The organism is Acinetobacter sp. UBA6571 (assembly GCF_002434085.1).
In the GTDB taxonomy this organism is placed as follows: domain Bacteria; phylum Pseudomonadota; class Gammaproteobacteria; order Pseudomonadales; family Moraxellaceae; genus Acinetobacter; species Acinetobacter radioresistens.
Map to the genome: position 1 here is coordinate 186098 of NZ_DJJJ01000035.1, position 25343 is coordinate 211440.

A 25343-nucleotide genomic window follows, 5' to 3' on the forward strand; every position below is an offset into this window, starting at 1 on the left:
AAAAAGAGCGCCTAAGCGCTCTTTTTAAAGAATAACTTATATTGAAATGATGAGCTTAGTAGTCAAAGCTGAAATGTTCAGCTGCCAGAGAAGTCATGGTGCGTGAAGGATTCACCATAGCTTCAGCATGACCTTGTGCACGTGGCAGCATACGCTCGAAATAGAAGTCTGCAACCTTGATTTTAGCTTTATAGAATTCAGGAGTTTCTTTACCTTCACCCGATTCAAGTTTTTCTGAAGCCACTGCAGCCTGCTGGGCCCAGAAATAAGCCATCATGGCGTATCCAGAGAACATGAGATAATCAAAAGAGGCACTTGAAACAATATCCCGGTCTTTACGTGCAGCCAGCATGATACGTACAGTAAGAGCATTCCACTGAGCACAGATTTTAGTCAGGTCCCAGGCAAAACGGCGCATATATTTGTTGCGTGCATGACGGCCACTGAATTTTAAAATTTCAGCGGTATAATCACGAACGACTTTACCTTTAGAAGACAGCAAAACTTTACGGCCAATCAAATCCAGTGCTTGCACACCGGTTGTACCTTCATACAAGGTGGCAATCCGTGCATCACGAACGATCTGCTCCATGCCCCATTCTTTGATATAACCATGACCACCAAAGACCTGCATACCATGGTTAGCTGCTTCAAGACCAAGTTCGGTCAGAAAGCCTTTTAAAATAGGCGTATAAAAACCGAGTTTATCATCGTATTCTTCATATTCAGCATTGTCACCACGGGTAAGGGCATCTGTCATTTTATCGGCAAGCTGTGCAGCATGATAAATCATGGCACGGCCACCTTCGGCAATAGCTTTTTGTGTTAGTAGCATACGGCGTACATCAGCATGATGAATAATCGCATCAGCAACTTTTTCCGGATCTTTTTTACCGGACAGGGCACGCATTGACATGCGCTCTTTGGCATAAGGCAGTGTGCCTTGGAATGAAAGTTCAGCATGTGCAATACCCTGAACCGCTGTCCCGATCCGGGCAGTATTCATAAAGGTAAACATGGCATGCAGCCCTTTATTTTGTTCACCAATCAGATAACCGGTAGCATTATCAAAGTTGAGTACTGCTGTTGCAGAGGCCTTGATACCCATCTTGTGCTCAATTGAACCGCAGTTCACTGCATTGCGCTCACCGACATTTCCTTCAGCAGTTGGGAGGAACTTCGGTACGATGAACAGTGAAATACCTTTTGTACCCGCAGGTGCATCTGGCAGACGAGCAAGCACGATGTGTACAATATTTTCAGTCAGGTCATGTTCACCCGCAGAAATAAAGATTTTGGTACCGGTTATTTTATAGGTACCATCAGCCTGAGGTTCAGCTTTAGTCTTTAATTGACCCAGATCAGTACCGCATTGGGGCTCAGTCAAACACATGGTCCCTGACCAGGTACCTGCAACCAGAGGTGGCATATAAATATCTTTCTGCTCTTCAGTCCCGAATTGCAAAATAGTATTCATGCAACCCATGCTTAAACCTGGATACATGGTAAACGCCCAGTTGGCTGTGCCCATCATTTCCGACTTGATCAGATTGAGTGACATAGGGAGACCCTGTCCACCATACTGCTCCGGATAAGACAATCCCTGCCAGCCGCTTTGTACAAACTGGTCATATGCTTCTTTATAGCCTTTAGGGGTAGTGACTTCACCGTTGTTCCAGTGACAGCCTTCATCATCGCCGGTTTGATACAGGGGGGAAATTACATTTTCACAGTAATCTGCTGCACCTTCTAGAATCATATCGACGGTATCACTATCAGCCAGTTCACCATTGGATAAAGTCTGGTAATGGGCTGGATAATCAAAAACTTCATTCATCAAGAAGCGTGTATCACGAAGGGGAGCTTTATATGCTGGCATGGGTCTTAATCCTAATCTAGAAATTGTTTTGGATTATCTGGTGTATGTATTCAATTATTCATAAATTCTATAAAAATACATTGATATGACAGCAAAATTAAAATGTCAGAAAAGCTAATCTAAGCACAATTGCCAATCTTAAAAGGACTTGAGCTTGTTAAAATAAGCCGGATTATCTGTACAGATTAATTTGCAGTTTTTTTAGTTTAAATTATAAATAAATAAGGTGTTTAGAAAAACCTCATGAAATTACAATATTTAACCTTGTGCCTGTTAGGTTTAAGTCTGGGGGCGTGTACACAGCATGTCATTAAAACCAGTCCAGATGCTGCTAAAAGTGCTGGACAGCGCGCGATACATGGTCTTAATTCCATGCTTGAAACCTCGAGCTATGATTATCGTGGCCAGTTCTTAGTAAAAGCATCTGCGTTACAAGATATAACTAAAACTCAGGAGGAACAGAAGAAATCGGATCGGTTCGACCACACATTGCAAAAGCAGATTGACCAGTTTTTAAAGAAACAGCATATTTCTCTTACAACACAACAAAAGCAGCAACTTTATCAGGCAATGTATAAGGACGCTGATCGTTATAGAGCAGCGAGTACAGCTTCCGGGCGCCAGTTTGATGTTTGGGCGTTAAATCTGCTGAGTAATATTCAGTTTGATTATGCTGGTTCGGTACATTATCGCCAGAAACTGGCGTCTCTTAATCTAACGGCAACCTATAAAAAACCGACTCTGCTGGTACAAGCCAAAATTCCAATGGTCGTGGACTTTAAAGACTATAAGTTCTATAGCAATTATTTTGCGCTTATGCCTTATCTGGTCAATCAAGACAGTCAGAGCAGCTTTGCCTATATTGACTTTTCCAAATATAAAAGTGATATCAATAAAGTAAACCTGCAAGAGCTGGCTGAGTACATTAAGCAGATGAATGCAGTCGCTTACTTGCTAGCAGAGCCGCAACAGATACATTCGCTCGCTCTAACGGCTCAAGACCGTCAACAAGGCCTGGTTGAGAAAGTCCGGTTAGATACCACTCTTGAAGCTATTTCTTTACAATCAAGTCTGTTTAGTCAGCTCAACAAAGGGTACTTATCTCATACCGTCTTAGGTATGCCAGTACAGTCTAAAGACAATCAAATAGCAACCGATGCTGCTAGAGAAAAGGATGACTTTTCACACAAGGTAGAACTGGATGTTTTATCTTCTGAAATAGGTGGTAGCGCCGAAACAGAAGCTTACCAGTCACGTGTATTATTAACCCAGTTGGTTAATGAGCACTTGAACCAGTTACAACATCCTGATATGGCAACAGACAGTGCTGTTGAAACCAGTTGTATAACGGACAGCCACAAGAACTGCAGAGATGCAGCCCAACTGACAGAAGATTCTGGACGTTTAGATACTGCTAAAGAGCAGACGTATACAGCGGCTGAAGAGGAAGCGAGCGGTTACCTAACCAAAGAGGAATGTCAAGCATTGCTTCAACAGCCTCAGCAGGTTGCTATGGGGCAGCTGAATGCTTGTCGAAATGAGTATGGTTTAGATGTTTTTCAAAAAAATGTAAAAGATAAGGGAACACTTTATAGTCTCAATGAAGCTTTGCTGAATTTACAGAAGGTATTTACCCCTTATGAAAAACGGCAGTTGACTACAGCTGAGGAATTTACCGGTTTATGGAAGAATCACCAATCCGATATACAGCAGGCAATGAGGGGACTTCATCGGCAGACACCGTTACAGGTGGATGTTGGACTAGACCAGCAGGGCCGGGTAGTACAGATTAAATATGGCTTGCAGTACACAACACAAAAATATGGTGTACTGGATGTAAAAGCTGACATGGATATTTTAAATTATGGTAATGCTACCAAAATTGACCGTGCCCAGTTGCGTAATGCCAAGTCGATTGAGGAAGTCAGTAAAGGCTCAATGTTTGAAAACCTGATTAAAGGAGTGGGGCGCTCTATGGGTGAAGATGAGTCATCCAGAACCAATACTCATAATGAAATGCCTGATTTTGAGCAGCAGGTACATAAGCTGGCAGAAAAGACTTACGCCCGTACTCATTCTTACCAGCAAACTTATCAGACTGTTTTCCTGATGGAACTGGCAGTTCAACAGCCAGAACTGCTGAAGAATTACAGTCCGCAGGCATTACAAGAAATTTCTCAGGTTTATGCGTATCGTTATCAGGACGTTGATCAGAACACACCAGATACACAAGAACTGGCAAAAATTAAAATCTTGCAGGAAAAACATCAGCTCAAGGAAAGTATCCAGTTTGATGAGGTCTTGGGTAAAAGCGTAGACAAAATGGTCTCGGAAGTGATTGCAGGTGCTGAAGACCGTCAAAACTGGAACAAGCTGGCAACCCAGTACAAACAGCCCCAAGCTCTCTTTATTCAGTATTATATACAGCGTTTTAATGAGGAATATGAAGTTGAGCCAGCTAGCCGTCCCTTTCTGAAAGCAGCCGCAACAGTACTGGCGCGTGCATATAAAGACACTACCCAGAATAATCTTTCGGTAAGAAGTATTCAGCAGCTGACTTTAGATCAGGCCGATTATATTGACTTCGATTTATACCAAGAGACTTATCAAAAATTAAAGCAGCATGTTAAATAAGGCAGTTTAATTCTCTATTCTAAAAAGAACCTCAGTTGAGGTTCTTTTTATATTTAATCTAGAAAATCCTGCAATTCCGGTTTAACACCGTGCCAGATTGAAAATGATTCAATTGCTTGTCCAACGAGCATGCCATACCCATCGGCATACTTTACTCCGCGTGCTTTGGCTTGGTCCAGAAAGCTTGAAGCTTTGCCATAAGCCATCTCATAGGCATAGTGAAAGCTCAGACTTTCAGGTAGAACCAGTGCTTCACCAGTTAAACTAGCTGAAGTTGCATTAATCACTAAGTCAAAGTTTCCACTCAGTTCGTTTAATGCCATGGCCTGCAACGTGGTTTGTGGTACGGCTTGCTGCAAATCCTGAACCAGCTGTTCAGCACGACTTAAGGTACGGTTAGCTATAACAATCTTTCTGGCACCTGCCTGAGCCAGAGGATATATCACACCGCGAGTAGCGCCACCTGCCCCAATAATCAGAATTTGACTATTTTTTAATGGCCAGCCCAAAGCAGTAATGGCAGCCACTAAGCCCTGCCCATCGGTATTGTCTCCATATAGCTGGTCATTTTCCCGCCATAATGTATTGACTGCTTTGGCAATCTTGGCACGTTCAGTCAGTACATCACATAAGGCAAATGCTTCTTCCTTAAAAGGGACCGTCACATTCATGCCTCGGCCACCTTGTGCAAAAAAAGCTTCAACCGAAGTTTTAAATGCATCAGGTGCTGCCAGTCGTTTAACATAATTTAGGTGAATGCCGGTTTTCTGGGCAAAAGTCTGGTGAAGCTCAGGAGAGCGGGACTGCTCAATCGGATTACCAATGACGGCAAACTGCTGATTCATCTCACAGTATCCATTAAATGAAATGCAGACAATATACGTCAATCAGTAATTTTTGCCCACTGAAGTTAAAAACGGTTTCAATCAAAACTGAAAGCTGAAAATAAATAAAATCTTTAATCTGACTTAAGGGTCACAAATCGAGCGGATAACATCAATGAGGACCGTAACCAGACTTAAAGCCAGTGCAATACCAGCAATCACACTGACTGTTATGGATACGCCATCTGAGATCGTATTATCAGAGACAATTGTTACAGCGATGGAACATAGAAGAATAGAGAAAATACACCATGACAAAATCACAGTATGATTATTTGATTTTCTTAACATTATTTTGCTCAAGATAACCTGTTTAATAGTAGCGGTATAACTCGGCAGACATATCATTACCTTTTCATAGGTAAGAGCGACAACCGGGCCTAAAGAAATAGGCTAATGTATTCTCTTCATAAACATGCAAATATGCACCAAGAGAACTGATCTATAATCAGGATCAATAGCCTGACCAAGTACATAAAGTGTACCTGATATTTTTTAATTTATAAGTATTAAAATGCTAATGAATGAAACACTATGTGAAGCTGTTTAACAAAGTGCAAAGATGTAATTTAAAATTGCATAAAAAAGCTGCTTTAAATAAAGCAGCTCCCATACTTTAAATGCTGAATATTATTGCAGTTCATTCAGCCAGTCATGAGGTTTTAAATAATAATCAGTCAGGCGTTTTTCTGGCGAATCCTGTTCCCATTCAGGGCGATATGACCAAGCGGCCAGATTTGGCAAACTGACCAGAATGGATTCAATTCGTCCGCCAGTTTGCAGGCCAAACAGAGTGCCACGGTCATAGACTAGATTATATTCAACATAGCGACCACGACGGTACAGCTGGAATTCACGCTGTGCTTCAGTATAAGGTTTTTCTTGGTTCTTTTGAAAAATTGGTAAAATCGCCTCAAGGTAACCGTTACCTACAGCTTGTATATATTTAAAGCAGGTTTCAAAATCCCACTGGTTTAAGTCATCAAAAAACAGGCCCCCTACTCCGCGTTGTTCGTCACGGTGCTTCAGGTAAAAGTAGTCATCACACCATTGTTTATGTTCGGTGTATACCTCTTCACCAAAAGGATGGCAGAGATCATGGGCTTTCTGGTGCCAAGCCCGTACATCTTCATCATCTGGATAAAAGGGAGTAAGGTCAAATCCCCCACCAAACCACCAAACCGGATCTTGGCCTTCTGGTTCAGCAATAAACAGACGGACATTTGCATGTGAGGTTGGGACATTCGGATTTTTAGGATGAATGACCAGTGATACGCCTAGAGCCTGTGCTTTGGCACCTGCAATTTGAGGATGACGTTCGGTAGCTGATGCTGGAAGTCTGGAGATATTGATGTGAGAGAACATCACTCCACCTTTTTCAATCACTTCGCCATTTTGCAATACGCGCGAGCGCCCACCACCACCTTCAGGGCGCTCCCAGTCATCAATTACAAATTGCGCCGTTCCGCCGCCGGCCTGTTCCCGCTGCTCTAACCCGGCACAGATACGTGCCTGCAGATCAAGAAGAAATTCACGAACACGTTGAATATCAGCTGAAGTTGGATTCTGCATGATGACCCTCGAGGGAGAAATAAAAAAGGTTAATCACATCAAAGCATAAAGACATAGAAAAAGTAAGGGATTTTTTCTAATAATATTGAAAAAATCCCTTAAGTTTTTATTTTATCTGGTTTAAAGAAAGTGAATCAGAAGTCATCTTTTTTATAAAGATGTGACATGCGCTTATGTTTAGTTTTTAAATATTCTTCATTAAATGGATTTAAGCCCACAGTTAATGGAATACGGTCTACCACGTTTATACCCTGATCCTGCAGCGCTTTAATCTTTAATGGATTATTGGTGATCAGACGTACCTGTTTAACTCCAAGATGATTAAGCATAATTGGACACATATCATAATGACGCGCATCTGCGGGCAGATTTAGCATTAAATTGGCATCGACAGTATCATGACCCTGATCCTGCAGGGCATAGGCACGGATCTTGTTAGTCAGGCCAATCCCGCGTCCTTCCTGACGCAAATACAGGATCACACCTTGACCTGCTTCATTGATTAACTGCTGGGTCGCCTGTAATTGTGGACCGCAATCGCATTTAAGTGATGCAAAGGCATCTCCAGTAAGACATTCAGAGTGAATACGGACCAGCACCGGGCCATTTGGCGGAGTTTCCAGCCCTTTGGAAAGTGCCACATGTTCCTCACCGGTCTCCGGATCCTGAAATACACTGATCTTGAACTCACCAAACTTGGTGGGTAATTTGGATGTGGCAACAAATTCAATCGGCACAGCTCAGCTCGTCTTTGTCATAGAAAATCGCTAAAGTATAGCCTAATGCTCGGCTATTGGTAGAATTGCGATACTGAAATTATTGATAAGATTTTCTTTTTTGTAGAAAGCACACAATAATAGTTGATAAATAGTAAGATTATTCAGGATAATCCTGTGCACTAAACAACGCCCTATGAGATAATGCTCGAAATTACGTCGCTAGAAATGTGGCTGATGGAAGGTGATTTCTTTCGATAATTTATCGATTTAACCCGTTTACCTAGCTTAGATTTGCCCGGCTTTAGAAGGCTTTGCCACATATGCTGTATACCGAAATTCCCACTCAACGCCCCGTAATCTCCTTGTTAGAGGGTATTGATCATCCACAACAATTACGTGAGCTTCGCCAAGAACAACTGGCTCAGGTTGTAGATGAATTGCGTCAATATATTTTATATGCGGCCGGACAAAGTGGCGGGCACTTTGGTGCAAACCTGGGTGTAATTGAACTGACCGTCGCCCTGCATTACTGCTTTAATACACCAGATGACCGCTTGATCTGGGATGTAGGTCATCAGGCCTATCCGCATAAAGTACTGACTGGCCGGCGCGAACAAATTACTACAATTCGTGCCAAAGATGGTCTGGCAGCCTTTCCTGCACGAGATGAATCTGAATTCGATACTTTTGGTGTGGGACATTCATCCACAGCAATTTCTGCCGGCCTGGGTATGGCACTTGCACGTCGTTATCAAAACAATCCGTGTGAAGTGGTATGTGTGGTGGGCGACGGTGCCATGACTGCGGGCATGGCTTTTGAAGCCATGAATGACGCAGTGGCTCATGATGCTGATCTGATCGTAGTGCTCAATGACAACGACATGTCAATCTCGCAAAGTACCGGCGGTTTTGCAAAACATCTGGCTGCAATCTGGGAAAAGGGACAATTTGTCAATGTTGATGAAAATGGTGAGGCTTATGTACAGCCGCACCCACAGTGGATTTATAATTCACGTCTGCATCAATCAGCGACCAGTGCGGCTGATAACCTGTTCAAAGCTATCGGATTTAACTATTTTGGTCCTTTTGATGGTCATAATATCGACCAGCTGGTTCAGGTGTTTAATGCCCTGAAAAAACGCAAAGGCCCACGTCTGGTTCACATATATACCAAGAAAGGAAAAGGGTTTACACCTGCCGAAGCTGATCCGATTACTTATCATGCTATTAGCAAGTTGCCTGCCCAACCAACCTTGGCGACTAAAAAGGCTCCACCTAAATATTCGGAGATTTTTGGGCAGTGGTTATACGACCAGGCAGCGCAGGATAAGCGTCTCATGGCAATCACGCCTGCCATGTGTGAAGGTTCGGGTATGGTTGATTTTGCTCGGGACTATCCGGAACGCTTCTTTGATGTGGCAATTGCAGAGCAGCATGCCGTCACGCTGGCTGCCGGTATGGCTTGTGAAGGCCTCAAGCCTGTCGTGGCCATTTATTCTACTTTTCTGCAACGCGGTTATGATCAGCTGATTCATGATGTCGCATTACAGAATCTGGATGTTACTTTTGGAATTGACCGAGCCGGTCTGGTAGGTGAAGATGGCCCAACCCATGCAGGGGCTTATGACTATGCTTATATGCGGACTATTCCAAATATGATCATTATGGCGCCTAAAGACGAGAATGAATGTCGTCAGATGCTACATACAGCCTATGTCTATCCAGGACCTGCTGCGGTACGTTATCCACGGGGTTCAGGCTTAGGGGTAAATGTTCAGCAGGAAATGAGTTTGCTGGAGCTTGGCCGTGCTGAATTACTGGCTGAGTTTAATCCGCATTATGAGCAGCAGATCAGTATTCTGGCGTTTGGAAGCCGGGTACAGGCTGCATTCGAAGCAGGACAGGAACTGGCCGCTGCGCACAAACTTGGTGTTCGTGTAGTCAATATGCGTTTCGTGAAACCGCTAGATGAAGAAATTATTCAACAGCTGGCCGGACAGACCACATTATTTGTAACTGTAGAAGAACATGCAGTGATGGGCGGCGCAGGTAGTGCTGTTAATGAGTTCCTGGCCAAGGCCCTTCTTGTGAAGCCAGTGTTAAATCTAGGGCTGGCAGACAGCTTTATGCCACAGGCTTCTCATGCGCAAATGTTAGAGGAAAGCGGCCTCGATGCACTCGGTATTCAGCGCTCAATTGCACAGTGCTGGGCTAAGCTGACTTTACATCCTTAAAACAGGCTCTAAAATTTAACAACATTTTCTCCCTAAAAGCGCATTCATTTGATAAAATGAATGCGCTTTTATGCACTATTCTTTGTCAAAATTTTTCTATTCTGTAGTGGGTGTTCAATGGAACCTATGGTGGTGATGGCTGCGCGTGCGGCTCAAACAGTTGGTCAAGAGCTTTTAAAAGCGCATCAAAATCGTCATAAGCTCGATCTACAAGTGGAAGAAAAAGGAATTGATGGTCCAGTAACGCGTGTAGACCGTTATCTGGAACAGTTAACTATCGATACACTTCGTAAAAGCTACAAAAATCACAGTTTCTTGGGTGAAGAGTTCGGTCTTCAGGAAGGAAAAGGTCACGATGCCGACTGGTGCTGGGTGATTGATCCACTGGATGGAACTTTAAACTTTATTCATGGTTTTCCGCATTTCTGTATTTCTCTTGCTGTTCAGCATAAAGGGATTACCCAGCATGGCGTAATCTACGATCCGGTAAAAGATGAGTTATTCTCTGCCAGCCGTGGCCGCGGAGCAATGATGAACCAGCGCCGCATTCGTGTAAATGTTAAGGACAGCCTGGACAATACCTTCCTGGCAGTAGGTCATCCTTACCGTACTCAGCGTGCTGGTGAAGTAGTATCTTATGCCGAGCAGCATTTTGCTTCTTTGCTGGCTGTGACTAAAGCTGGTGCACAAATTCGCCGTGGCGGTTCTGCTGCGCTGGACTTGGCTTATGTGGCTGCTGGCCGCTTTGATGGCTTTTTTGAAGTTGGCCTGAAGCCTTGGGATATTGCAGCAGGTGAGCTCTTGGTTAAAGAGGCGGGTGGTACTGTAGTGGATGCGCGTGGTGGTTCTGAATCCATGTCAAATGGACAGGTCTTGGCATCTTCAATGAAAATGTTAAAACCGTTGATGCAAACTGTAGTTCCTGCTTGGGGCGATGCAGCTAAATAAACTCTGCAATAACGTTTAAAAAGCCCTCAATTGAGGGCTTTTTACTTACTGGTACGATGTATATATTAAGGTTTGTTTCTCTATACAAGTTTCCACAAATGCTGAATTAAGGTTTTTAAAAATTAATTGTATAAAAAATAATCAAAATTTACTTAAAAATGAGTCAATTACTGCTAAAATCGCTCTTTGTTTTAGATTTAATCGAAAAAAATGATTACTTTTTAAAATGTTTCTGGTATCATGCTGTCACGCACTTAAATTTCCGTTCATTACCTGAACATTCTCTTCTAATCATTGTGTATGCGCGTACTGTCCATAGAGAGGACTATTCCTCGCGCCCCAATCGCTTAAGCGATTCTTTCAGGTTGCGGCCGTAATCATGCGTGCGTTTAATCCACATCGTCGTTATTCGGATCGCTGCTGAATTCTATATTTTTTCAGCTTCTAGTCGCTGTGCCGCTTTGTGCCGATGTCCATATTTGTATTTATTAAATGGAGCACCCAAAACAGGGTGAACACTCTCTATGAGCAAAACTTTTGCTGAATTTTCTTTACATGAATCTCTTACCCAAGCACTGACAGACTTGGGCTTTACAGCGCCAACTGCTGTACAAGAACAGGCGATTCCTGCTGCCTTAGAAGGTAAAGACCTTCTTGTTTCAAGCCAAACTGGCTCTGGTAAAACTGCGGCATTCTTACTGCCAACATTAAATGCTCTTGCTGATCAAGATACTTTCCTGCCGTTTAAAGAACGTATGCGTGCAGTGACTCAACCAAATATTCTGGTGATTTCGCCTACTCGTGAATTAGCCCAGCAGGTTTGTCAAGATGCAATCGCGCTGGTACGTCACATGAAAGGTGTACGTATTGCTGCGATCATGGGCGGTATGCCTTTTGGTAAACAAATCCAGCAGTTAAAAGGTGCGCAGGTTGTAGTGGCCACTCCAGGCCGTCTGCTTGACTTGGTAAACCGTCGCCAGATTAAACTGGATAAAGTTGATGCGTTAATTGTAGATGAAGCTGACCGTATGCTTGACTTGGGCTTCTCTGAAGACCTGGAAGCGATCAGCGAACTTGCTCTAAACCGCAAGCAGACTTTAATGTTCTCTGCAACTTTTGCTGATCGTATTATTCGTCTTGCTGAATGCATGATGAAAGATCCAATGCGTATTGCTATTGAAACAGGTCATTCAACCAATACTGACATCACCCAGACATTACACTGGACTGATGGTTTTGAGCACAAGAAAAAACTGCTGACTCACTGGTTAGAAGACGAAACTCTGGATCAGGCTGTTGTGTTTGCAAGCACTCAAGAAGATACCGACATGCTGGCTGAAGAACTGGCTGAAGCGGGTCACTCTGTTGTTGCATTACATGGTGCGATGCCACAAACCGTACGTAACCGTCGTCTGCGCAGTATTCGTGAAGGCCGAGCTAAAATTCTAGTGGCAACTGATGTAGCTGCGCGTGGTCTGGATGTACCAACCATTTCGCACGTAATCAATTTCGGTTTACCGATGAAGCATGAAGATTATGTACACCGTATTGGTCGTACTGGTCGTGCTGGCCGTACCGGTAAAGCCATTACACTGGCAACTTACCGTGAACGTGGCAAGATCCGTGCTTTGGAAGATTACCTGGAAACTCGTCTGAATGTTTCAGAAATTGAAGGCCTAGAGCCATCCCCACCACCGGCTCGTCCGCGTCGTGAAGGTGGTGGCGGTAAACGCCCGGGCGGCCGTGATGGTGGTCGTGGCGGTTTTGGTGGTGGTCGCCGCTTTGAAGGTGAATCAAACTTCAAACGTCGTGAAGGCGGTCGTGACGATCGTCCTCGTCGCAGTTTTGATGATAAACCGCGTGGCGAACGTCCATTTGGTGATGATCGTCCTAAGCGTGATTTTGGTGACCGTCCAGCCCGCCGTGATTTTGGCGACCGTCCACAGCGCAGCTTTGATGACAAGCCACGTGGTGAGCGTAGCTTTGGTGGTGCTGAACGCCCACGTCGTGAATTTAATTCAGACCGTCCACAACGTAGCTTTGGTGATCGTCCGCAATCACGCAGTTTTGGTGGTGAAGACCGTCCACGTCGCAGCTTTGATGACAAGCCACGTGGCGAGCGTAATTTTGGTGGCGATCGTCCACGTCGTGAAGGCGGTTTTAATGACAAACCACGTTTTGACTCAAATGATGACAACCGTGGAAACCGCGTAGATTATAAACCACGCACTGGTGGATTCCGTGCTGCGGGCGACCGTAGTGAGCGTCCAGCCGGTGGAGACCGTCCACGCCGCAGTTTTGATGACAAACCGCGTGGCGAGCGTAGCTTTGGTGGTGAAGACCGTCCACGTCGCGACTTTGGCAGTGAACGTCGCCGTAAATTTCAAGACTAAGCTGTAATAAAATAAAAAAGCCAGTTCCTGAACTGGCTTTTTTATACTTTTAATTTAATTAAGTTTAATGGGACAACATCTTATTTTTATAAAAATAAAGAACCAATAAAAAAGAAGCAGTATCAAACGATTTATTTTGTATATGTCACTTTAAACTTCTTGAATATCAAGTTATAGCTTTCAAGTTTAAGTCTTTTCAAATCTCATTATTTGAATCAAATAGAATGATCTTAGCATTTTTTCTTAATCCTTTGGCACTCTCATAGGACAAATTGTTAAAATACAACCAAGTTTTAATGGTTCGATGCTATAGTAGGCGAGCTGAAAAAGGCAGGAAATTCTCAGTTATGAATTACCCAAGTTCTCTTGATACTCGGCCCCTGATTGAAATCAGGAACCTGAGTTTTAAACGTGGGGAACGTATCATTTATGACAATGTTAGTTTAAGCATCCGTCGTGGTCAGATTACTGCAATCATGGGCCCTTCCGGTACGGGTAAAACTACCTTACTACGCCTGATTGGTGGTCAACTTACACCTGATCAGGGCGAGATATTGCTTGATGGCCATAACATTGCCAAAATGTCGCGTTCAGAGCTGTTTAAAGCGCGTGCTCGTATGGGGATGCTGTTTCAAAGCGGTGCATTGTTTACAGATATGACTGTATATGAAAATGTCGCATTTCCATTGCGTGCTCACACGCAGTTGCCCGAGCACCTGATTACTGAACTTGTTGCACTTAAACTCGAGTCAGTCGGTTTGCGTGGTGCCGAACAAATGATGCCTTCCGAACTCTCAGGTGGCATGAACCGTCGTGTTGCACTGGCGCGTGCGATTGCTCTTGATCCTGAACTGATTATGTATGATGAGCCCTTTGCAGGACAGGACCCGATTGTCATGGGGGTACTTACCCGCCTGATCCGTTCTTTACGTGAAGCACTAGATCTGACGACAATTGTGGTTTCACATGACGTTGCTGAGACTCTTTCAATTGCTGATTATATCTATGTAATTGCAGAGGGCAAGATTCAGGGTGAGGGTACACCTGAACAGTTACAGGCTGATGCTTCACCCTTTGTTCGCCAGTTTTTAACTGGTGCTGTGGAGGGGCCTGTGGATTACCAATTTAGCAATCAGGCTTATCTGAAAAATGAGGTTGGTTCATGAATGCCATTGCCTGGTTAGGCCGACTTGTTATTGAACGGGTGCGTGGTATTGGTGTAGCAACCTTGATGTTGCTGCAGATTATATTTTCATTGCCGACCTGGCTTGGGGTAAAACTATTTATTTACCAGATGTACCGGGTTGGGGTGATGTCGCTATTGATTATTACGGTCTCTGGACTCTTTATTGGATTGGTATTAGGGCTGCAGGGCTATTCAATTCTGGTGAATGTGGGTAGTGAAGCCATGCTGGGTACCATGGTTGCCTTAACCTTACTGCGCGAACTGGCTCCAGTGGTCGCGGCACTACTATTCGCTGGCCGGGCTGGTTCTGCACTGACAGCAGAAATTGGTCTCATGAAAGCCACTGAACAGCTTTCCAGTATGGAAATGATTGGGGTAGACCCGCTTAAACGGATCGTTTCGCCACGTTTATGGGCAGGTATAGTAAGTCTTCCCATGCTTACCGTAATTTTTGGTGCAATAGGCATACTGGGCGGCAAACTGGTCGGCGTAGATTTTCTGGGTGTAGATGAAGGCTCTTTCTGGAGTGGAATGCAAAGCAGTGTACAGTTCGGGCATGATGTAGTGAATGGCATCATCAAAAGTATTGTATTTGCATTAATCTGTACCTGGATTGCAGTTTATCAGGGCTATGCCTGTGAACCGACTTCAGAAGGCATCGCTACTTCAACCACCCGCACAGTAGTTTTTTCTTCATTATGTGTTTTAGGTTTTGATTTTGTGTTGACTGCGGTCATGTTCGGAGGGGTTTGATGAGATCACGTATTAGTGAGCTGGCCGTAGGTATTTTCGTTATTCTTTTCGGCATCGCTCTATTTTTTCTTGCCATGAAAGTCAGTGGTCTGGCGGGTACCAGCTTACGTGACAGCTATGAAATGAGTGCTCAGTTCGACAACGTAAACGGACTGAAACCCAGAGCTAAGGTTACCATGAGTGGCGTCACAATTGGACGTGTAACCGATATTACCCTAGATCCAGTGTCGCGTCTGGCCAAGGTGGATTTTGAGCTTGATGGTAAACTTACAGGTTTTAATCCTGAGCAGTTAAAAACTGTACAGCAAAATGCCATAGAGGAATTACGCTACAGTAGTGAATATGCTGCTGCGGCACCGGCACAACAAAAAGCTATGGAACAGCAACTGATCAGTAACATGAAATCCATCACCAGTATTGATGAAGATGCTTATATTATGGTGGCTACCAATGGATTGTTAGGCGAGAAATATCTGAAAATTGTTCCAGGCGGTGGACTGAACTATGTCAAACGTGGTGAAACAATTGCCAATACGCAGGGCACTATGGATCTGGAAGATTTAATCAGTAAATTTATTACAGGTGGTGCGGGTAAATCATCAGAAAGTTCGGCAACTGAAACGGCTGAAGCAAATAATGCTCAGACTTCATTTGTCGAGTAATGTAGAGGAGTGATTGAGTGAAAACTTTATTTAAACAAACCCTGACAGTAAGTATATTAACCAGCTTATTGGCAGGTACAGCATTTGCTGCACCTTCTGAAGCTCCTCCGGCTTTCATTAAACGTGTAGCAGATGGGTTGATTGGCCGTTTAAAAGCTGATCATAACAAGCTGCAAACTAATCCGGCTGCAGTCAAAACCATTGTACGTGAAAATCTGGACCCTTACATTGATTCCCAAGCATTTACACGTATTGTGATGGGTACTTACGCAACCAATCAATACAGTTCAGCTGCCCAGCGTGCTCAATTTGAGAAAAATTTCCGTGAAACTCTGATTGAAAATTATGGCAGTGCTTTTGCAAAATATAGTAACCAGTCTTACAGCATTCGCCCTTATAAAGCCACTAACAGCAAAAATCCTGTAGTTACTGTCGACTTTAACAATAAGGGCGAGAAAATTCCGGTCTCTTTCCAGCTGGTAGATAAAGGTACGCAATGGAAAATCCGTAATATCAATGTCTCTGGTATCGACTTGGGCTTGCAGTTCCGTAATCAGTTTGCAGCTACGGTAAAACGTAATGGTGGTAATCTAGATAAAGCAATTGCAAACTTCCAGCCGGATGCAGATGCTGCAGTCAGTCAGGCAAAAAAATAAGATTTAGTTAGGGCAGGTGCAGAGTGGTTGAATTAATTGGGCAGGAGCTTAAGGTCACTGGGAAAATTGATTACGCTAATGCGGAACAATATTATCAGCAGGGCCTCAAGCTTATTCAGTCTCAGCAGCATTACCCACTTACAGTTAACTTGGCTGGACTAGAGCATGGGAGTACGCTGGCCTTAGCGGTGCTGATCCGCTGGTTAAGGCAAACTCCACAGGCTCAGGGTTTGGAATTTAAGAGTGTGCCAGACAAGATGATGAAAATCATTCAGGCCTGCCATCTGGAAAATGACTTGCAACTGCTTAGCTAAACTGAAATTAAAAAAGCACCATAATGTGCTTTTTTTATATCCATTTTTTCCAGCGGAAGTAAATTAAAGGACCTACAAAAAAGGCAATCAATATACTGATGACTACCATGAAACTGGTGGTGCCTTTAGCAAATGGAAGCACATCAGTATTCATACCATAAACACTGGCAATCAGCATCGGTGGCGCCAGCATACTAGGTAAAATCGAAAAGCGACGGATCGTATCGCTCTGTTCAGTATTAATAAATCCTGAAGTTGTATCCAGCAGGAAGCGAACCTTTTGAAAGAGGAAGGCATCATGCTCAACCAAAGAACGTACATCTTCACTTAATTCACGAATATCTGCATCATAAATATGACTGCTCAGAGCACGCGGACGCGATAAAAAAGTTAGTACTCGACGCAGGTCAATCAGGCAGAGCTGGGCTTTACCCAGAGTATCTTCTTGCTGGGCTAGCCGCGTAATCATGTCGTCCAGATCCAGAATCTGCTCGCGATGATGATTATTTAAGACCTCAGTAGAGTATTTTTCCAGATCCCTATGGATATCTTCTAATATATCCGCAAGTTCATCCAGTTTGGCTTCTAATAACCCTAATAAAATCCAAGTCGGATCTTTATAATCCATTTCATAATCATTACGGCGCGCACGTGCCCGGAATGCCCGAAATGCCACCAGTTTTTCGCCACGTAATGTGAATAGATGATTTTTATGTAAAATAAAAGCCACAGTCTGTACGGTAGCCAGTCGGCTCATTCCATCTTCAGTCTCATTATCGACTTGGTAATTTTTATTTTTCGTTAAAAAGTAGGTACTGATATGCAAAATTCCATCGTCATCGCGGTAGAATCGTGCTGATGAAGAAATGTCTTCTAGAGACTTTAAAGTCGGTAAATTTTGGTTATAGGCATCTACGACCCATTGCTGTTCCTCCTGTGAGGGCGCAATCAGGTCAATCCATACAAGTTCTGGATGTAAATCAAAGCCACCATTAATAGTGGCATCTTCCAAACTACCGCGCTCTGTGGCGTAAAAGGCTTCAAGCATATCTTTGGCTCCCTTGCGCAGTATTGGCGTTCAAGATGGGTGAGTATTTTAGACAAGGATTGCCGGAAAAACACACCCCAACAGAGATTTTTTTAGTCTCCTTTGCAATTCTGCTTTAAGCTTACTTGAAAAGTATGAAAAATTTACAACATGGTCAACATATTATGAAAGCTATTGGTGTTTTTTGTGGTTCTGCCATTGGAACTGAGCCTGTTTTTTTAGAAACGGCCCAAGCAGTCGGACAGGCAATTGCCCAGCGTGGGCAGACTTTGGTTTATGGTGGGGGACGTTCCGGCTTAATGGGTGTTATTGCAGATAGCGCCCTACAGGCAGGGGGAGCAGTGATTGGCGTGATTCCCCATGCTTTAGTTGACCGTGAATTGGCACATCCAGACCTGACTGAATTGCATGTCGTTCAGAATATGCATGAGCGAAAAACTAAAATGTCAGAACTTTCAGACGGTTTTATTGCACTGCCGGGTGGCGCTGGAACCTTGGAAGAAATATTTGAACAATGGACATGGGCTCAATTAGGGATTCACCAGAAGCCTTGTGCTTTTTTAAACATGGATGGCTTTTATAATGATCTGCTTAAAATGATTCAGTTTACAGTCGATAAAGGTTTTACCCATAGCCGGTTTGTTGAAAAATTAATTGCCTCGGACAATATCGAACAAATCTTGCAGCAGTTTGACCAGTATCAGCCGCCTGCACCGAAGTGGGGAACTTCTGGCGTAAATCCATAAGGCAAATTGATGAAAAAAATTACTGTGGCAGCTGCCGTAATTCTAAATAAAGAGCATGAATTACTAGTAGTACGTAAGCAAAATACTCAATATTTTATGCAAGTTGGTGGCAAGCTGGAAATAGATGAGCCACCAGAGCAGACAATTATCCGCGAGATTCAGGAAGAAATTGGTTGCGAGGCACAAGTAGAGCAGTTCATTGGCCGTTTCGAAACACAGGCAGCTAATGAGCCTGATCATGAGCTGATCAGTTACCTATATCTGGTTGCTATAGGCCAGTCACCCCGGATTGCCGCAGAAATTGCTGAAATGAAGTGGGTCAGACTGGATGATCAGACCACTTTGCTTGCTCCGCTGACTCGTGAGATTGTTATACCCTGGTGCGAGCAGCAATTGCTGAAAAAAACCTAGGCTGTTTCTGCGACTGCAATACACGCAGCAAAAATATGCTGGCAGCCCAGCCGAGTCAGGGCTTGAGCCAAGGCCGAAAGTGAGCTGCCTGTAGTCACTACATCGTCTAGCATTAATACCCGGCGGTAACGCCGGCATTCGGTGAGGATCGGCTGAAACTGCATTTCAATCTGGTTCAGACGTTCGAGTCGCGATAAGCCTTTTTGCGAATGCTGAGCCAGCCGAATTACAGGTTGCCAGACCGGAACATTCAGCTCACGGGCTAGAATTTTTGCAATGACCAGTGACTGATTATAGCCGCGTTCAATTAAACGTTCGGTTGATATGGGCATAGGCACAATGGCCTGAACTTTAGGTAACCTGAGGGTTTGTATCGATGCAGTCAGTAACTGCTGATAGTTTAACTGCTGCTCATATTTAAACTGCTGGATGATGCGATCTATTGGATACTGATAGCCACAGGCAACATGAATGTTTAATTCTTGTCGTTCTACAGTCTGCCGATACCAAGGCAGCTGTTCCCAGCAATCATGACAAACTCCATGCTGCATTTGTAAACTGCTGCTACAAAGCGGGCAGGGTAGCAGCCGTGAGATAGGTCTGAGTAAAGAGGATGGGTTAAACATAGGCATAACGTGGTGCCTCAGGTAACCAGCGCTTAAGTAAAGCTTCTGCATTTACAGGATAATCCTTGAGGACTTGTTCGGCTACATAGTGTGCCTCAGTCAACAAATGATCGTCCCGCTCCAGTTTAGCCACGCGAAAGCCCATATCGCCCGTCTGCTTGGTTCCAAGTAGTTCCCCCGGACCCCGCAGTTCTAGATCTTTTTCGGCAATCACAAAGCCATCATTACTTTCCCTTAAAATAGAAAGCCGCTCCTGTCCATTTTGTGAAAGAGGAGTTTTATAAAGTAGGGCACAAAAGCTGGCTTTTGCTCCCCGCCCAACTCGGCCTCGTAACTGATGCAGTTGTGACAGCCCAAGGCGCTCGGCATTTTCTATCACCATAATTGAGGCATTAGGTACATCGACCCCGACTTCAATTACTGTAGTCGCAATCAGAAGTTGTAGTTCATTGTTTTTAAATTTTTGCATGACTGACTGCTTTTCATCAGCTTTCATTTTGCCGTGTACCAGTCCAATATTCAGGCTAGGAAAGCGTTCCTTAATTTCTGCATAAGTCGCTTCAGCAGCCTGGGCATCCAGTGTTTCGGACTGTTCTACCAAGGTGCAGACCCAATAAGCCTGTTTGCCCTCCTGACAGTTGGTAGCAATTCGCTGCAAAACTTCTTCACGGCGGTCAAGTGGTATAGTCACAGTCTGAATCGGTGTACGTCCGGGAGGAAGCTCATCAATCACCGAAGTGTCGAGGTCACCGTAGGCACTCATGGCTAGAGTACGTGGAATTGGTGTAGCTGTCATCACCAGCTGGTGTGGAGTCATCTGTTCAGCCCCTTTGTTACGTAAAGCCAACCGCTGATCGACACCAAAGCGGTGTTGCTCATCGATAATAACTAGACCTAAACGGGCAAACTCGACATTTTCCTGAAACAGGGCATGAGTGCCTACAACCAATTGAGCTAGTCCACCCCGTATAATTGCTTCTGCCTGTGTCCGGGCTTTACCTTTTTGTTTGCCTGATAGCCAAGCCACCTGAATGCCCAGTGGTTCGAACCAGCGTTTGAAATTTAAATAATGCTGTTCAGCCAAAATTTCTGTAGGTGCCATGAGTGCGACCTGCCAGCCGGCTTCTAGGGCATGACAGGCGGCCACTGCTGCAACTAGCGTTTTACCTGCACCTACATCACCTTGGACCAGCCGTAACATGGGTTGATGCTGCTTGAGATCAATCATGATCTCTTTAGATACTCTTCTTTGAGCGCCCGTCATATTAAAAGGCAGATTAGCCAATAATTTTTTAGCCAGTATTGTGCTGGGTTCAAAAGCGGGTGCTTCAATTTCACGGATATAAGCGCGCCGAGTTAACAGGCTGATCTGATGAGCGACCAGTTCTTCAAAAATAAGTCTTTGCTGTGCGGGATGTGAACCTTGCATTAACTGTTGCATATTGGCATCAATGGGTGGCTCATGAATGTATTCAAGCGCTTCTTTTAAGGCGTAACCGTTGGTGAATTTTTCTGGTAAAAGTTCAGGAAGATTTTCGCTGTGCTGCTCGAGAGCTTGGCGTACGTATTCACGTAGCTTGGCTTGAGTTAGGCCCTCGGTAGAAGGATAAATGGCAGTTAAGCGGGTTTTAGGCAGAGCAGTTTGTGCACTGATTTGCTGAATTTCCGGATGGTAAAGTTCCAGTCCGCGTGCGCCTACTCTGACTTCACCGAATACCCGCAGCCGGTTGCCACTACGCATTTTATCAATCAGGGCCTTGTAGATATGATAAAAGCGCAATGTAACCTTACCAAAATCATCTTCGAGCAATACCGCCATAGATTTGCGTTTGCCGGGCGGAAAATCGATAGAACTTACCGTTCCTTCAAGCAAATAGCTACGGCCCACGACAAGTTGGTTCATGGGAATAATAGTGCTACGATCTTCATAATCACGCGGAAGATGAAATAGCAGATCATCAGTAGTAAAAATATTCAGTTTCTCGAGTAATGCAGCTGACGCTGTACCGACACCCTGTAATTGATGGACTGTAGCCATGTCCCCCTAACTTAGGTCATACCATGCATATTCTATTTATTGGTTATGGTAAAACATCTCAAAGACTTGCAAAACAGTTATTTGAGCAAGGCCACCAAATTACCACAATCAGCCGAAGTCCGAAATTTGATCCTTATGCCACTCATCTGATTCAGGATGTACAGCAGGCTGACTTCAGCCAGATTCCCCCTGTTGATTGGGTGTATATTTTACTAAGTCCAGACCAAAGTACAGCTGAGGCATATCAACAGACCTATGTATCTCCAATTGAATCGTTAGCAGCTGCTTTAAATGGCCATCCGGTAAAACGTATTGTAGTAGTGTCATCTACCCGGGTCTATGGTGAACAGGCAGGACAGGAAATTAATGATGAAACTACAGTTTATCCATGTGATGAACAGGGCTTTCTATTACAATTAATGGAGCTGAAATGGCAGGCAGCCTGCCCTGAACAAGTGGTAGTTGTGAGGCCGACCGGAATCTATGGTACATCGGTTGCACGAATGCAAAAGTTGGCCCAGAGCCGAAAGACTTATCCAGACCTGCATTATAGCAACCGCATTCATATTGATGACCTGGTAGGTTTTCTGGCACTTCTAATCTGTATTGAAACTCCGCAATCGAGTTATATCGTAACGGATAACCGGCCTTTGCCTTTGCCTGGTATTATTCAGTGGTTTCAGCAGCAGCTAGGATTGCCCATACTGGCCCTTGAGACGCAGCAAGCCAGTGGTAAACAGGTATATGCCAGCCGTATGCTGGACAGTGGTTTCCAGCTTAATTATCCTGACTGTTTTCAGGTCTATGCTGACCTGTTAAGTCAATCAGCTTAACCAGTTTAAAAAAAGCCGCTGTCAGCGGCTTTTTTTAAATTACTTTCTCTTGCGCATCAAGCGGCGTTTAGCTTGCTGTGCAGCCACTGCATTTAAAGCTTCTTGCAGTTCTTCATCACTAAAGTCAGTAATGTGATGCAACATTTGCAAGGTCACTTCATCCAGTACCAGTTTGGCACCTTCGGCCATATTGCTAAAACCGGCATCGAATTCAATTAGGCCATTCTCATTGGTACGGATATATTCTTGCTGGGTTAAGACTTTAATAAAGCTCTGGAACAGGGCCTTATCAAAGAATTCTGGTGAGTTAAATTCATAAAGTACAGACAGGCGCTGACCCAGCAGATGGCTTAAATCTTCAACCTGTTTTGCAGAAATGGTGCCAGAACCCCGTTGCGTAATTAGGGCCAAGGTCATGTAATAACGCTCTAGGCTCTGTTTTACTGGGGCGGCTAATACAACCAGCTGATTATGTTCTTCAGTATTTGGGGCAGAACTGAGCAGATTGCCTTCTTCATCCTGGCTCATCAGGCCACCTTGAATCAGGGCATCTGCATTTTGGCAAATCTGCTCTTTCAATTCATCAGTATTCCATTTCAGGAATAACTCGGCCTTCAGGAATGGATATAAAGTACGGATAACACTGATCAGATCGCCGCGGCTGATTTTACCATTGTGCTCAACCAGTGATGCAACCAGAGAAGGCAAAACAAACGAATGCAAAATATTATTGCGGAAATAGGTCAGTAAGACTGCCTGATTATCTTCAATTGCAATAATATCCCCCAGTACATGCTGAACCCGTTTGATCAGTTTTAGTTTCAAGCCATAGGCAATTATTTCTTTACCAGATAAAGGCGTAACCTGAGTACGTTCATCATAAGGCAGTGCAGAGGCCAGACGTCGGTAAGCATCAAGCTGTTTAATACATACTTCTTCATCAAGTGTATGTTTCGGAGTGGCCAGTAAGATGAGTGATAATAACGATACTGGATTAATTACCACCGCACGGTTGATATTTTCTAAAATAGCAACAGCCGAGCTATTAATTGCTTCTGAAACTGCTGCAGGAACCGGATCATCATTTTTCTCGATGACTATATTTTCGGCGCCGTGCTGTTTCAGCAAGTCATCTAGAAACACAGGTTCACCGAAATTTACGTGGACCTTACCAAAAATCCGTTCGATTTTACGCAGGGTCTGCAAGATTCCAAAAATAGATTCAGCTTCTTTTGGTTTGCCCTGCATTTCACCTACATACGTTGCGCCTTCCATGAGACGTTCATAGCCAATGTAGGTGGGTACAAAGGCAATAGGTTTAGCACGTCCACGTAGATGGCTATGCACAGTCATCGCCAGCATGCCGGTTTTGGGTGGCAGCAGACGGCCGGTACGTGAACGGCCACCTTCAATAAAGTACTCAAGCGGTGTATTACGTGAGAGAATGCTATATAGATATTCTTTAAATACCGAAGTATACAGTGCGTTGCCACGAAAAGAGCGACGAATAAAAAATGCGCCCCCACCACGTAACAGCTGGCCCACGAATGGCATATTCAGGTTGTCGCCTGCCGCAATATACGGAACCATCAAACCACGCTTATAAATCACATAAGAAAGCAGCAGGTAGTCGATATGACTACGGTGACATGGTGTATAGATAATTTCATAGTCTTTTGCCAGTTCACGAACAGTATTAAAGTTATGTACTTCTACACCATCATAAAGCTGCGTCCAGAGGCGGGTCAGTGCCATATCGGCAAACCGTACTGCTGAAGCTGAATAATCCGATACGATCTCATTCAAGTAACCAATTGCACGGCGTTCAGCTTCCAGCATGCTAATTTTGCCACGGATGCTTTCACGGCGAATGGCTTCTTGAACATCACGCGATTTGATCAAAGACTGCATCACATTGCGACGGTCAGATAAATCTGGTCCGAGTACGACTTCGCGCTGGCAATCCAGATAGTCATTTAAGGTACTAATAATATAAGTCGCTGCTGAGAGGTTCGGATAATTTTCTTTGGCGTATTCAACCAGTGTACGTAAAGACTGGCCTTCATGAAATTCCAGATACGTTTCACGGCCATGTAAACCAATATTAACCAGCTGTTTGACTTTACCCGGCGTCGCCCAGGTATCTGTAAATAAAAGTTTAAACCAGGAATCTTCTTTATCTGGCGAGCGGCCCCAAAGCACAGTAACTGGCACCAGTTCAATATCGTACTGTGGATACTGGTCGAGAAGCTCAATCAGACGAAGTAAACGGGGTGGAAAATTATGAGCTGGCGGATTTAAAAGATTTTTTTCATCATGATGTTGCAGAAAAAGAACCGAAGCTTTTTCTTTATGCTCGGCAATGACCAGCGGGTCCAATGCCGGAGCAAGCTGTAAACGTCGGGTTTCTGCATCTACAATTAAGGCGTTACTGCGAGAATAGTTTTGCAGGACATAACAGGTAATTTTTTTATTAACTTCAGCCAATTCCTGCTCTTCAGCCGGTGACTTGCCTGGAACTTCGCCAATAACATGGGGGGTTACGACAAGGTCAAGCAGCTTGCTTGAAAGCCGCCGATACAACTGACCAAATCCACTCTTGGACATAAAAACTCCTAGCTAGACGACTGAAACCGGTATCCGGTCATCGACTGATTTTGTATTAAATCGAACAGAAAAACGGGTCTGCCATTTTCTGCTAAAACAGAAGAGAATGGCTAGCTTTTATCGTTAAAAATCGTATTTTTAGGGATTATAACCCAAAAGTAAATATGGCAGCAGCTCTCAGGAAAGTTTAGCGTTTTACT

General features: G+C 44.1%; 21 protein-coding genes. 12 read left to right on the forward strand and 9 right to left on the reverse strand.

The window, feature by feature from the left end; all coding sequences use genetic code 11:
* Positions 1 to 55 precede the first annotated feature (55 nt).
* Positions 56 to 1879 (reverse strand): acyl-CoA dehydrogenase C-terminal domain-containing protein, encoded by a 1824-nt coding sequence (locus tag B3X18_RS07190; RefSeq protein ID WP_034669890.1) that lies wholly within the window; start codon positions 1877 to 1879, stop codon positions 56 to 58.
* A gap of 243 nt (positions 1880 to 2122) precedes the next feature.
* On the opposite strand from B3X18_RS07190, the gene B3X18_RS07195 reads away from it, so the two are divergent.
* Complete coding sequence (locus B3X18_RS07195; RefSeq protein ID WP_005024382.1) at positions 2123 to 4513, forward strand: hypothetical protein; 2391 nt, start codon at positions 2123 to 2125, stop codon at positions 4511 to 4513.
* A 53-nt stretch (positions 4514 to 4566) separates the two neighbouring features.
* On the opposite strand, the gene aroE is transcribed toward B3X18_RS07195, so the two are convergent.
* From aroE to ribA, 4 genes are all read right to left on the reverse strand, one after another.
* Positions 4567 to 5358 carry a shikimate dehydrogenase gene (aroE, locus tag B3X18_RS07200; RefSeq protein ID WP_034688082.1) on the reverse strand — a complete coding sequence of 264 codons (792 nt, stop codon included), beginning with the start codon at positions 5356 to 5358 and terminating at the stop codon, positions 4567 to 4569.
* A 123-nt stretch (positions 5359 to 5481) separates the two neighbouring features.
* Entirely contained in the window at positions 5482 to 5688 is a 207-nt protein-coding gene (locus B3X18_RS07205) for a hypothetical protein (protein ID WP_005018267.1), read from the reverse strand.
* Positions 5689 to 6027: 339 nt separating this feature from the next.
* Positions 6028 to 6969 (reverse strand): oxygen-dependent coproporphyrinogen oxidase, encoded by a 942-nt coding sequence (gene hemF, locus B3X18_RS07210; protein ID WP_034688078.1) that lies wholly within the window; start codon positions 6967 to 6969, stop codon positions 6028 to 6030.
* 134 nt (positions 6970 to 7103) lie between these two features.
* A complete protein-coding gene (gene ribA / locus B3X18_RS07215) occupies positions 7104 to 7706 on the reverse strand; it encodes a GTP cyclohydrolase II (RefSeq protein ID WP_005024388.1) in 603 nt (200 codons plus the stop codon).
* A gap of 302 nt (positions 7707 to 8008) precedes the next feature.
* On the opposite strand from ribA, the gene dxs reads away from it, so the two are divergent.
* The 8 genes from dxs (at position 8009) to B3X18_RS07255 (ending at position 16834) form a co-directional block, all read left to right on the forward strand.
* Entirely contained in the window at positions 8009 to 9922 is a 1914-nt protein-coding gene (gene dxs, locus B3X18_RS07220; RefSeq protein ID WP_105919094.1) for a 1-deoxy-D-xylulose-5-phosphate synthase, read from the forward strand.
* A gap of 117 nt (positions 9923 to 10039) precedes the next feature.
* On the forward strand, positions 10040 to 10870 hold the full coding sequence (locus B3X18_RS07225) for an inositol monophosphatase family protein (protein ID WP_005024392.1): 831 nt from the start codon (positions 10040 to 10042) through the stop codon (positions 10868 to 10870).
* A gap of 524 nt (positions 10871 to 11394) precedes the next feature.
* Complete coding sequence (locus B3X18_RS07230; RefSeq protein WP_005024394.1) at positions 11395 to 13263, forward strand: DEAD/DEAH box helicase; 1869 nt, start codon at positions 11395 to 11397, stop codon at positions 13261 to 13263.
* A 347-nt stretch (positions 13264 to 13610) separates the two neighbouring features.
* On the forward strand, positions 13611 to 14429 hold the full coding sequence (locus B3X18_RS07235; RefSeq protein WP_005024396.1) for an ABC transporter ATP-binding protein: 819 nt from the start codon (positions 13611 to 13613) through the stop codon (positions 14427 to 14429).
* Positions 14426 to 15202 (forward strand): lipid asymmetry maintenance ABC transporter permease subunit MlaE, encoded by a 777-nt coding sequence (gene mlaE / locus B3X18_RS07240; RefSeq protein ID WP_005024399.1) that lies wholly within the window; start codon positions 14426 to 14428, stop codon positions 15200 to 15202. Before B3X18_RS07235 ends, mlaE begins: the two co-directional genes overlap by 4 nt.
* Positions 15202 to 15864 carry an outer membrane lipid asymmetry maintenance protein MlaD gene (locus tag B3X18_RS07245; RefSeq protein ID WP_005024401.1) on the forward strand — a complete coding sequence of 221 codons (663 nt, stop codon included), beginning with the start codon at positions 15202 to 15204 and terminating at the stop codon, positions 15862 to 15864. Before mlaE ends, B3X18_RS07245 begins: the two co-directional genes overlap by 1 nt.
* A gap of 17 nt (positions 15865 to 15881) precedes the next feature.
* The gene (locus B3X18_RS07250) at positions 15882 to 16520 is read left to right on the forward strand and encodes an MlaC/ttg2D family ABC transporter substrate-binding protein (protein WP_005024404.1); all 639 of its coding nucleotides are present in this window, start codon (positions 15882 to 15884) and stop codon (positions 16518 to 16520) included.
* A gap of 23 nt (positions 16521 to 16543) precedes the next feature.
* The gene (locus B3X18_RS07255; protein ID WP_034669893.1) at positions 16544 to 16834 is read left to right on the forward strand and encodes an STAS domain-containing protein; all 291 of its coding nucleotides are present in this window, start codon (positions 16544 to 16546) and stop codon (positions 16832 to 16834) included.
* Positions 16835 to 16868: 34 nt separating this feature from the next.
* Here B3X18_RS07255 and B3X18_RS07260 read toward each other — a convergent pair whose 3' ends face one another.
* On the reverse strand, positions 16869 to 17882 hold the full coding sequence (locus B3X18_RS07260) for a magnesium and cobalt transport protein CorA (protein ID WP_005018301.1): 1014 nt from the start codon (positions 17880 to 17882) through the stop codon (positions 16869 to 16871).
* 164 nt (positions 17883 to 18046) lie between these two features.
* On the opposite strand from B3X18_RS07260, the gene B3X18_RS07265 reads away from it, so the two are divergent.
* On the forward strand, positions 18047 to 18628 hold the full coding sequence (locus B3X18_RS07265) for a TIGR00730 family Rossman fold protein (RefSeq protein WP_105919134.1): 582 nt from the start codon (positions 18047 to 18049) through the stop codon (positions 18626 to 18628).
* A 9-nt stretch (positions 18629 to 18637) separates the two neighbouring features.
* The gene (locus B3X18_RS07270) at positions 18638 to 19039 is read left to right on the forward strand and encodes an NUDIX hydrolase (RefSeq protein ID WP_034669896.1); all 402 of its coding nucleotides are present in this window, start codon (positions 18638 to 18640) and stop codon (positions 19037 to 19039) included.
* On the opposite strand, the gene B3X18_RS07275 is transcribed toward B3X18_RS07270, so the two are convergent.
* Entirely contained in the window at positions 19036 to 19671 is a 636-nt protein-coding gene (locus B3X18_RS07275; RefSeq protein ID WP_286935241.1) for a ComF family protein, read from the reverse strand. The two genes, B3X18_RS07270 and B3X18_RS07275, sit on opposite strands and share 4 nt — an antisense overlap.
* The gene (gene recG / locus B3X18_RS07280; protein WP_005024412.1) at positions 19658 to 21703 is read right to left on the reverse strand and encodes an ATP-dependent DNA helicase RecG; all 2046 of its coding nucleotides are present in this window, start codon (positions 21701 to 21703) and stop codon (positions 19658 to 19660) included. The genes B3X18_RS07275 and recG overlap by 14 nt, the downstream gene beginning before the upstream one ends.
* Before the next feature lie 23 nt (positions 21704 to 21726).
* Here recG and B3X18_RS07285 point away from each other — a divergent pair, with 23 nt between their 5' ends.
* Positions 21727 to 22536 (forward strand): NAD-dependent epimerase/dehydratase family protein, encoded by an 810-nt coding sequence (locus B3X18_RS07285; protein ID WP_005024414.1) that lies wholly within the window; start codon positions 21727 to 21729, stop codon positions 22534 to 22536.
* A gap of 39 nt (positions 22537 to 22575) precedes the next feature.
* Here B3X18_RS07285 and plsB read toward each other — a convergent pair whose 3' ends face one another.
* A complete protein-coding gene (plsB, locus tag B3X18_RS07290; RefSeq protein WP_005024417.1) occupies positions 22576 to 25143 on the reverse strand; it encodes a glycerol-3-phosphate 1-O-acyltransferase PlsB in 2568 nt (855 codons plus the stop codon).
* Positions 25144 to 25343: the final 200 nt, after the last annotated feature.

Coding starts and splice junctions, on each gene's coding strand:
- B3X18_RS07190 (WP_034669890.1), bottom strand. CDS start 1,879: ATGCCAGCATATAAAGCTCCCCTTCGTGATACACGCTTCTTGATGAAT.
- B3X18_RS07195 (WP_005024382.1), top strand. CDS start 2,123: ATGAAATTACAATATTTAACCTTGTGCCTGTTAGGTTTAAGTCTGGGG.
- aroE (WP_034688082.1), bottom strand. CDS start 5,358: ATGAATCAGCAGTTTGCCGTCATTGGTAATCCGATTGAGCAGTCCCGC.
- B3X18_RS07205 (WP_005018267.1), bottom strand. CDS start 5,688: ATGTTAAGAAAATCAAATAATCATACTGTGATTTTGTCATGGTGTATT.
- hemF (WP_034688078.1), bottom strand. CDS start 6,969: ATGCAGAATCCAACTTCAGCTGATATTCAACGTGTTCGTGAATTTCTT.
- dxs (WP_105919094.1), top strand. CDS start 8,009: ATGCTGTATACCGAAATTCCCACTCAACGCCCCGTAATCTCCTTGTTA.
- B3X18_RS07225 (WP_005024392.1), top strand. CDS start 10,040: ATGGAACCTATGGTGGTGATGGCTGCGCGTGCGGCTCAAACAGTTGGT.
- B3X18_RS07230 (WP_005024394.1), top strand. CDS start 11,395: ATGAGCAAAACTTTTGCTGAATTTTCTTTACATGAATCTCTTACCCAA.
- B3X18_RS07235 (WP_005024396.1), top strand. CDS start 13,611: ATGAATTACCCAAGTTCTCTTGATACTCGGCCCCTGATTGAAATCAGG.
- mlaE (WP_005024399.1), top strand. CDS start 14,426: ATGAATGCCATTGCCTGGTTAGGCCGACTTGTTATTGAACGGGTGCGT.
- B3X18_RS07245 (WP_005024401.1), top strand. CDS start 15,202: ATGAGATCACGTATTAGTGAGCTGGCCGTAGGTATTTTCGTTATTCTT.
- B3X18_RS07260 (WP_005018301.1), bottom strand. CDS start 17,882: ATGCTTGAAGCCTTTTACGCCACAGAGCGCGGTAGTTTGGAAGATGCC.
- B3X18_RS07265 (WP_105919134.1), top strand. CDS start 18,047: ATGAAAGCTATTGGTGTTTTTTGTGGTTCTGCCATTGGAACTGAGCCT.
- B3X18_RS07270 (WP_034669896.1), top strand. CDS start 18,638: ATGAAAAAAATTACTGTGGCAGCTGCCGTAATTCTAAATAAAGAGCAT.
- B3X18_RS07275 (WP_286935241.1), bottom strand. CDS start 19,671: ATGCCTATGTTTAACCCATCCTCTTTACTCAGACCTATCTCACGGCTG.
- recG (WP_005024412.1), bottom strand. CDS start 21,703: ATGGCTACAGTCCATCAATTACAGGGTGTCGGTACAGCGTCAGCTGCA.
- B3X18_RS07285 (WP_005024414.1), top strand. CDS start 21,727: ATGCATATTCTATTTATTGGTTATGGTAAAACATCTCAAAGACTTGCA.
- plsB (WP_005024417.1), bottom strand. CDS start 25,143: ATGTCCAAGAGTGGATTTGGTCAGTTGTATCGGCGGCTTTCAAGCAAG.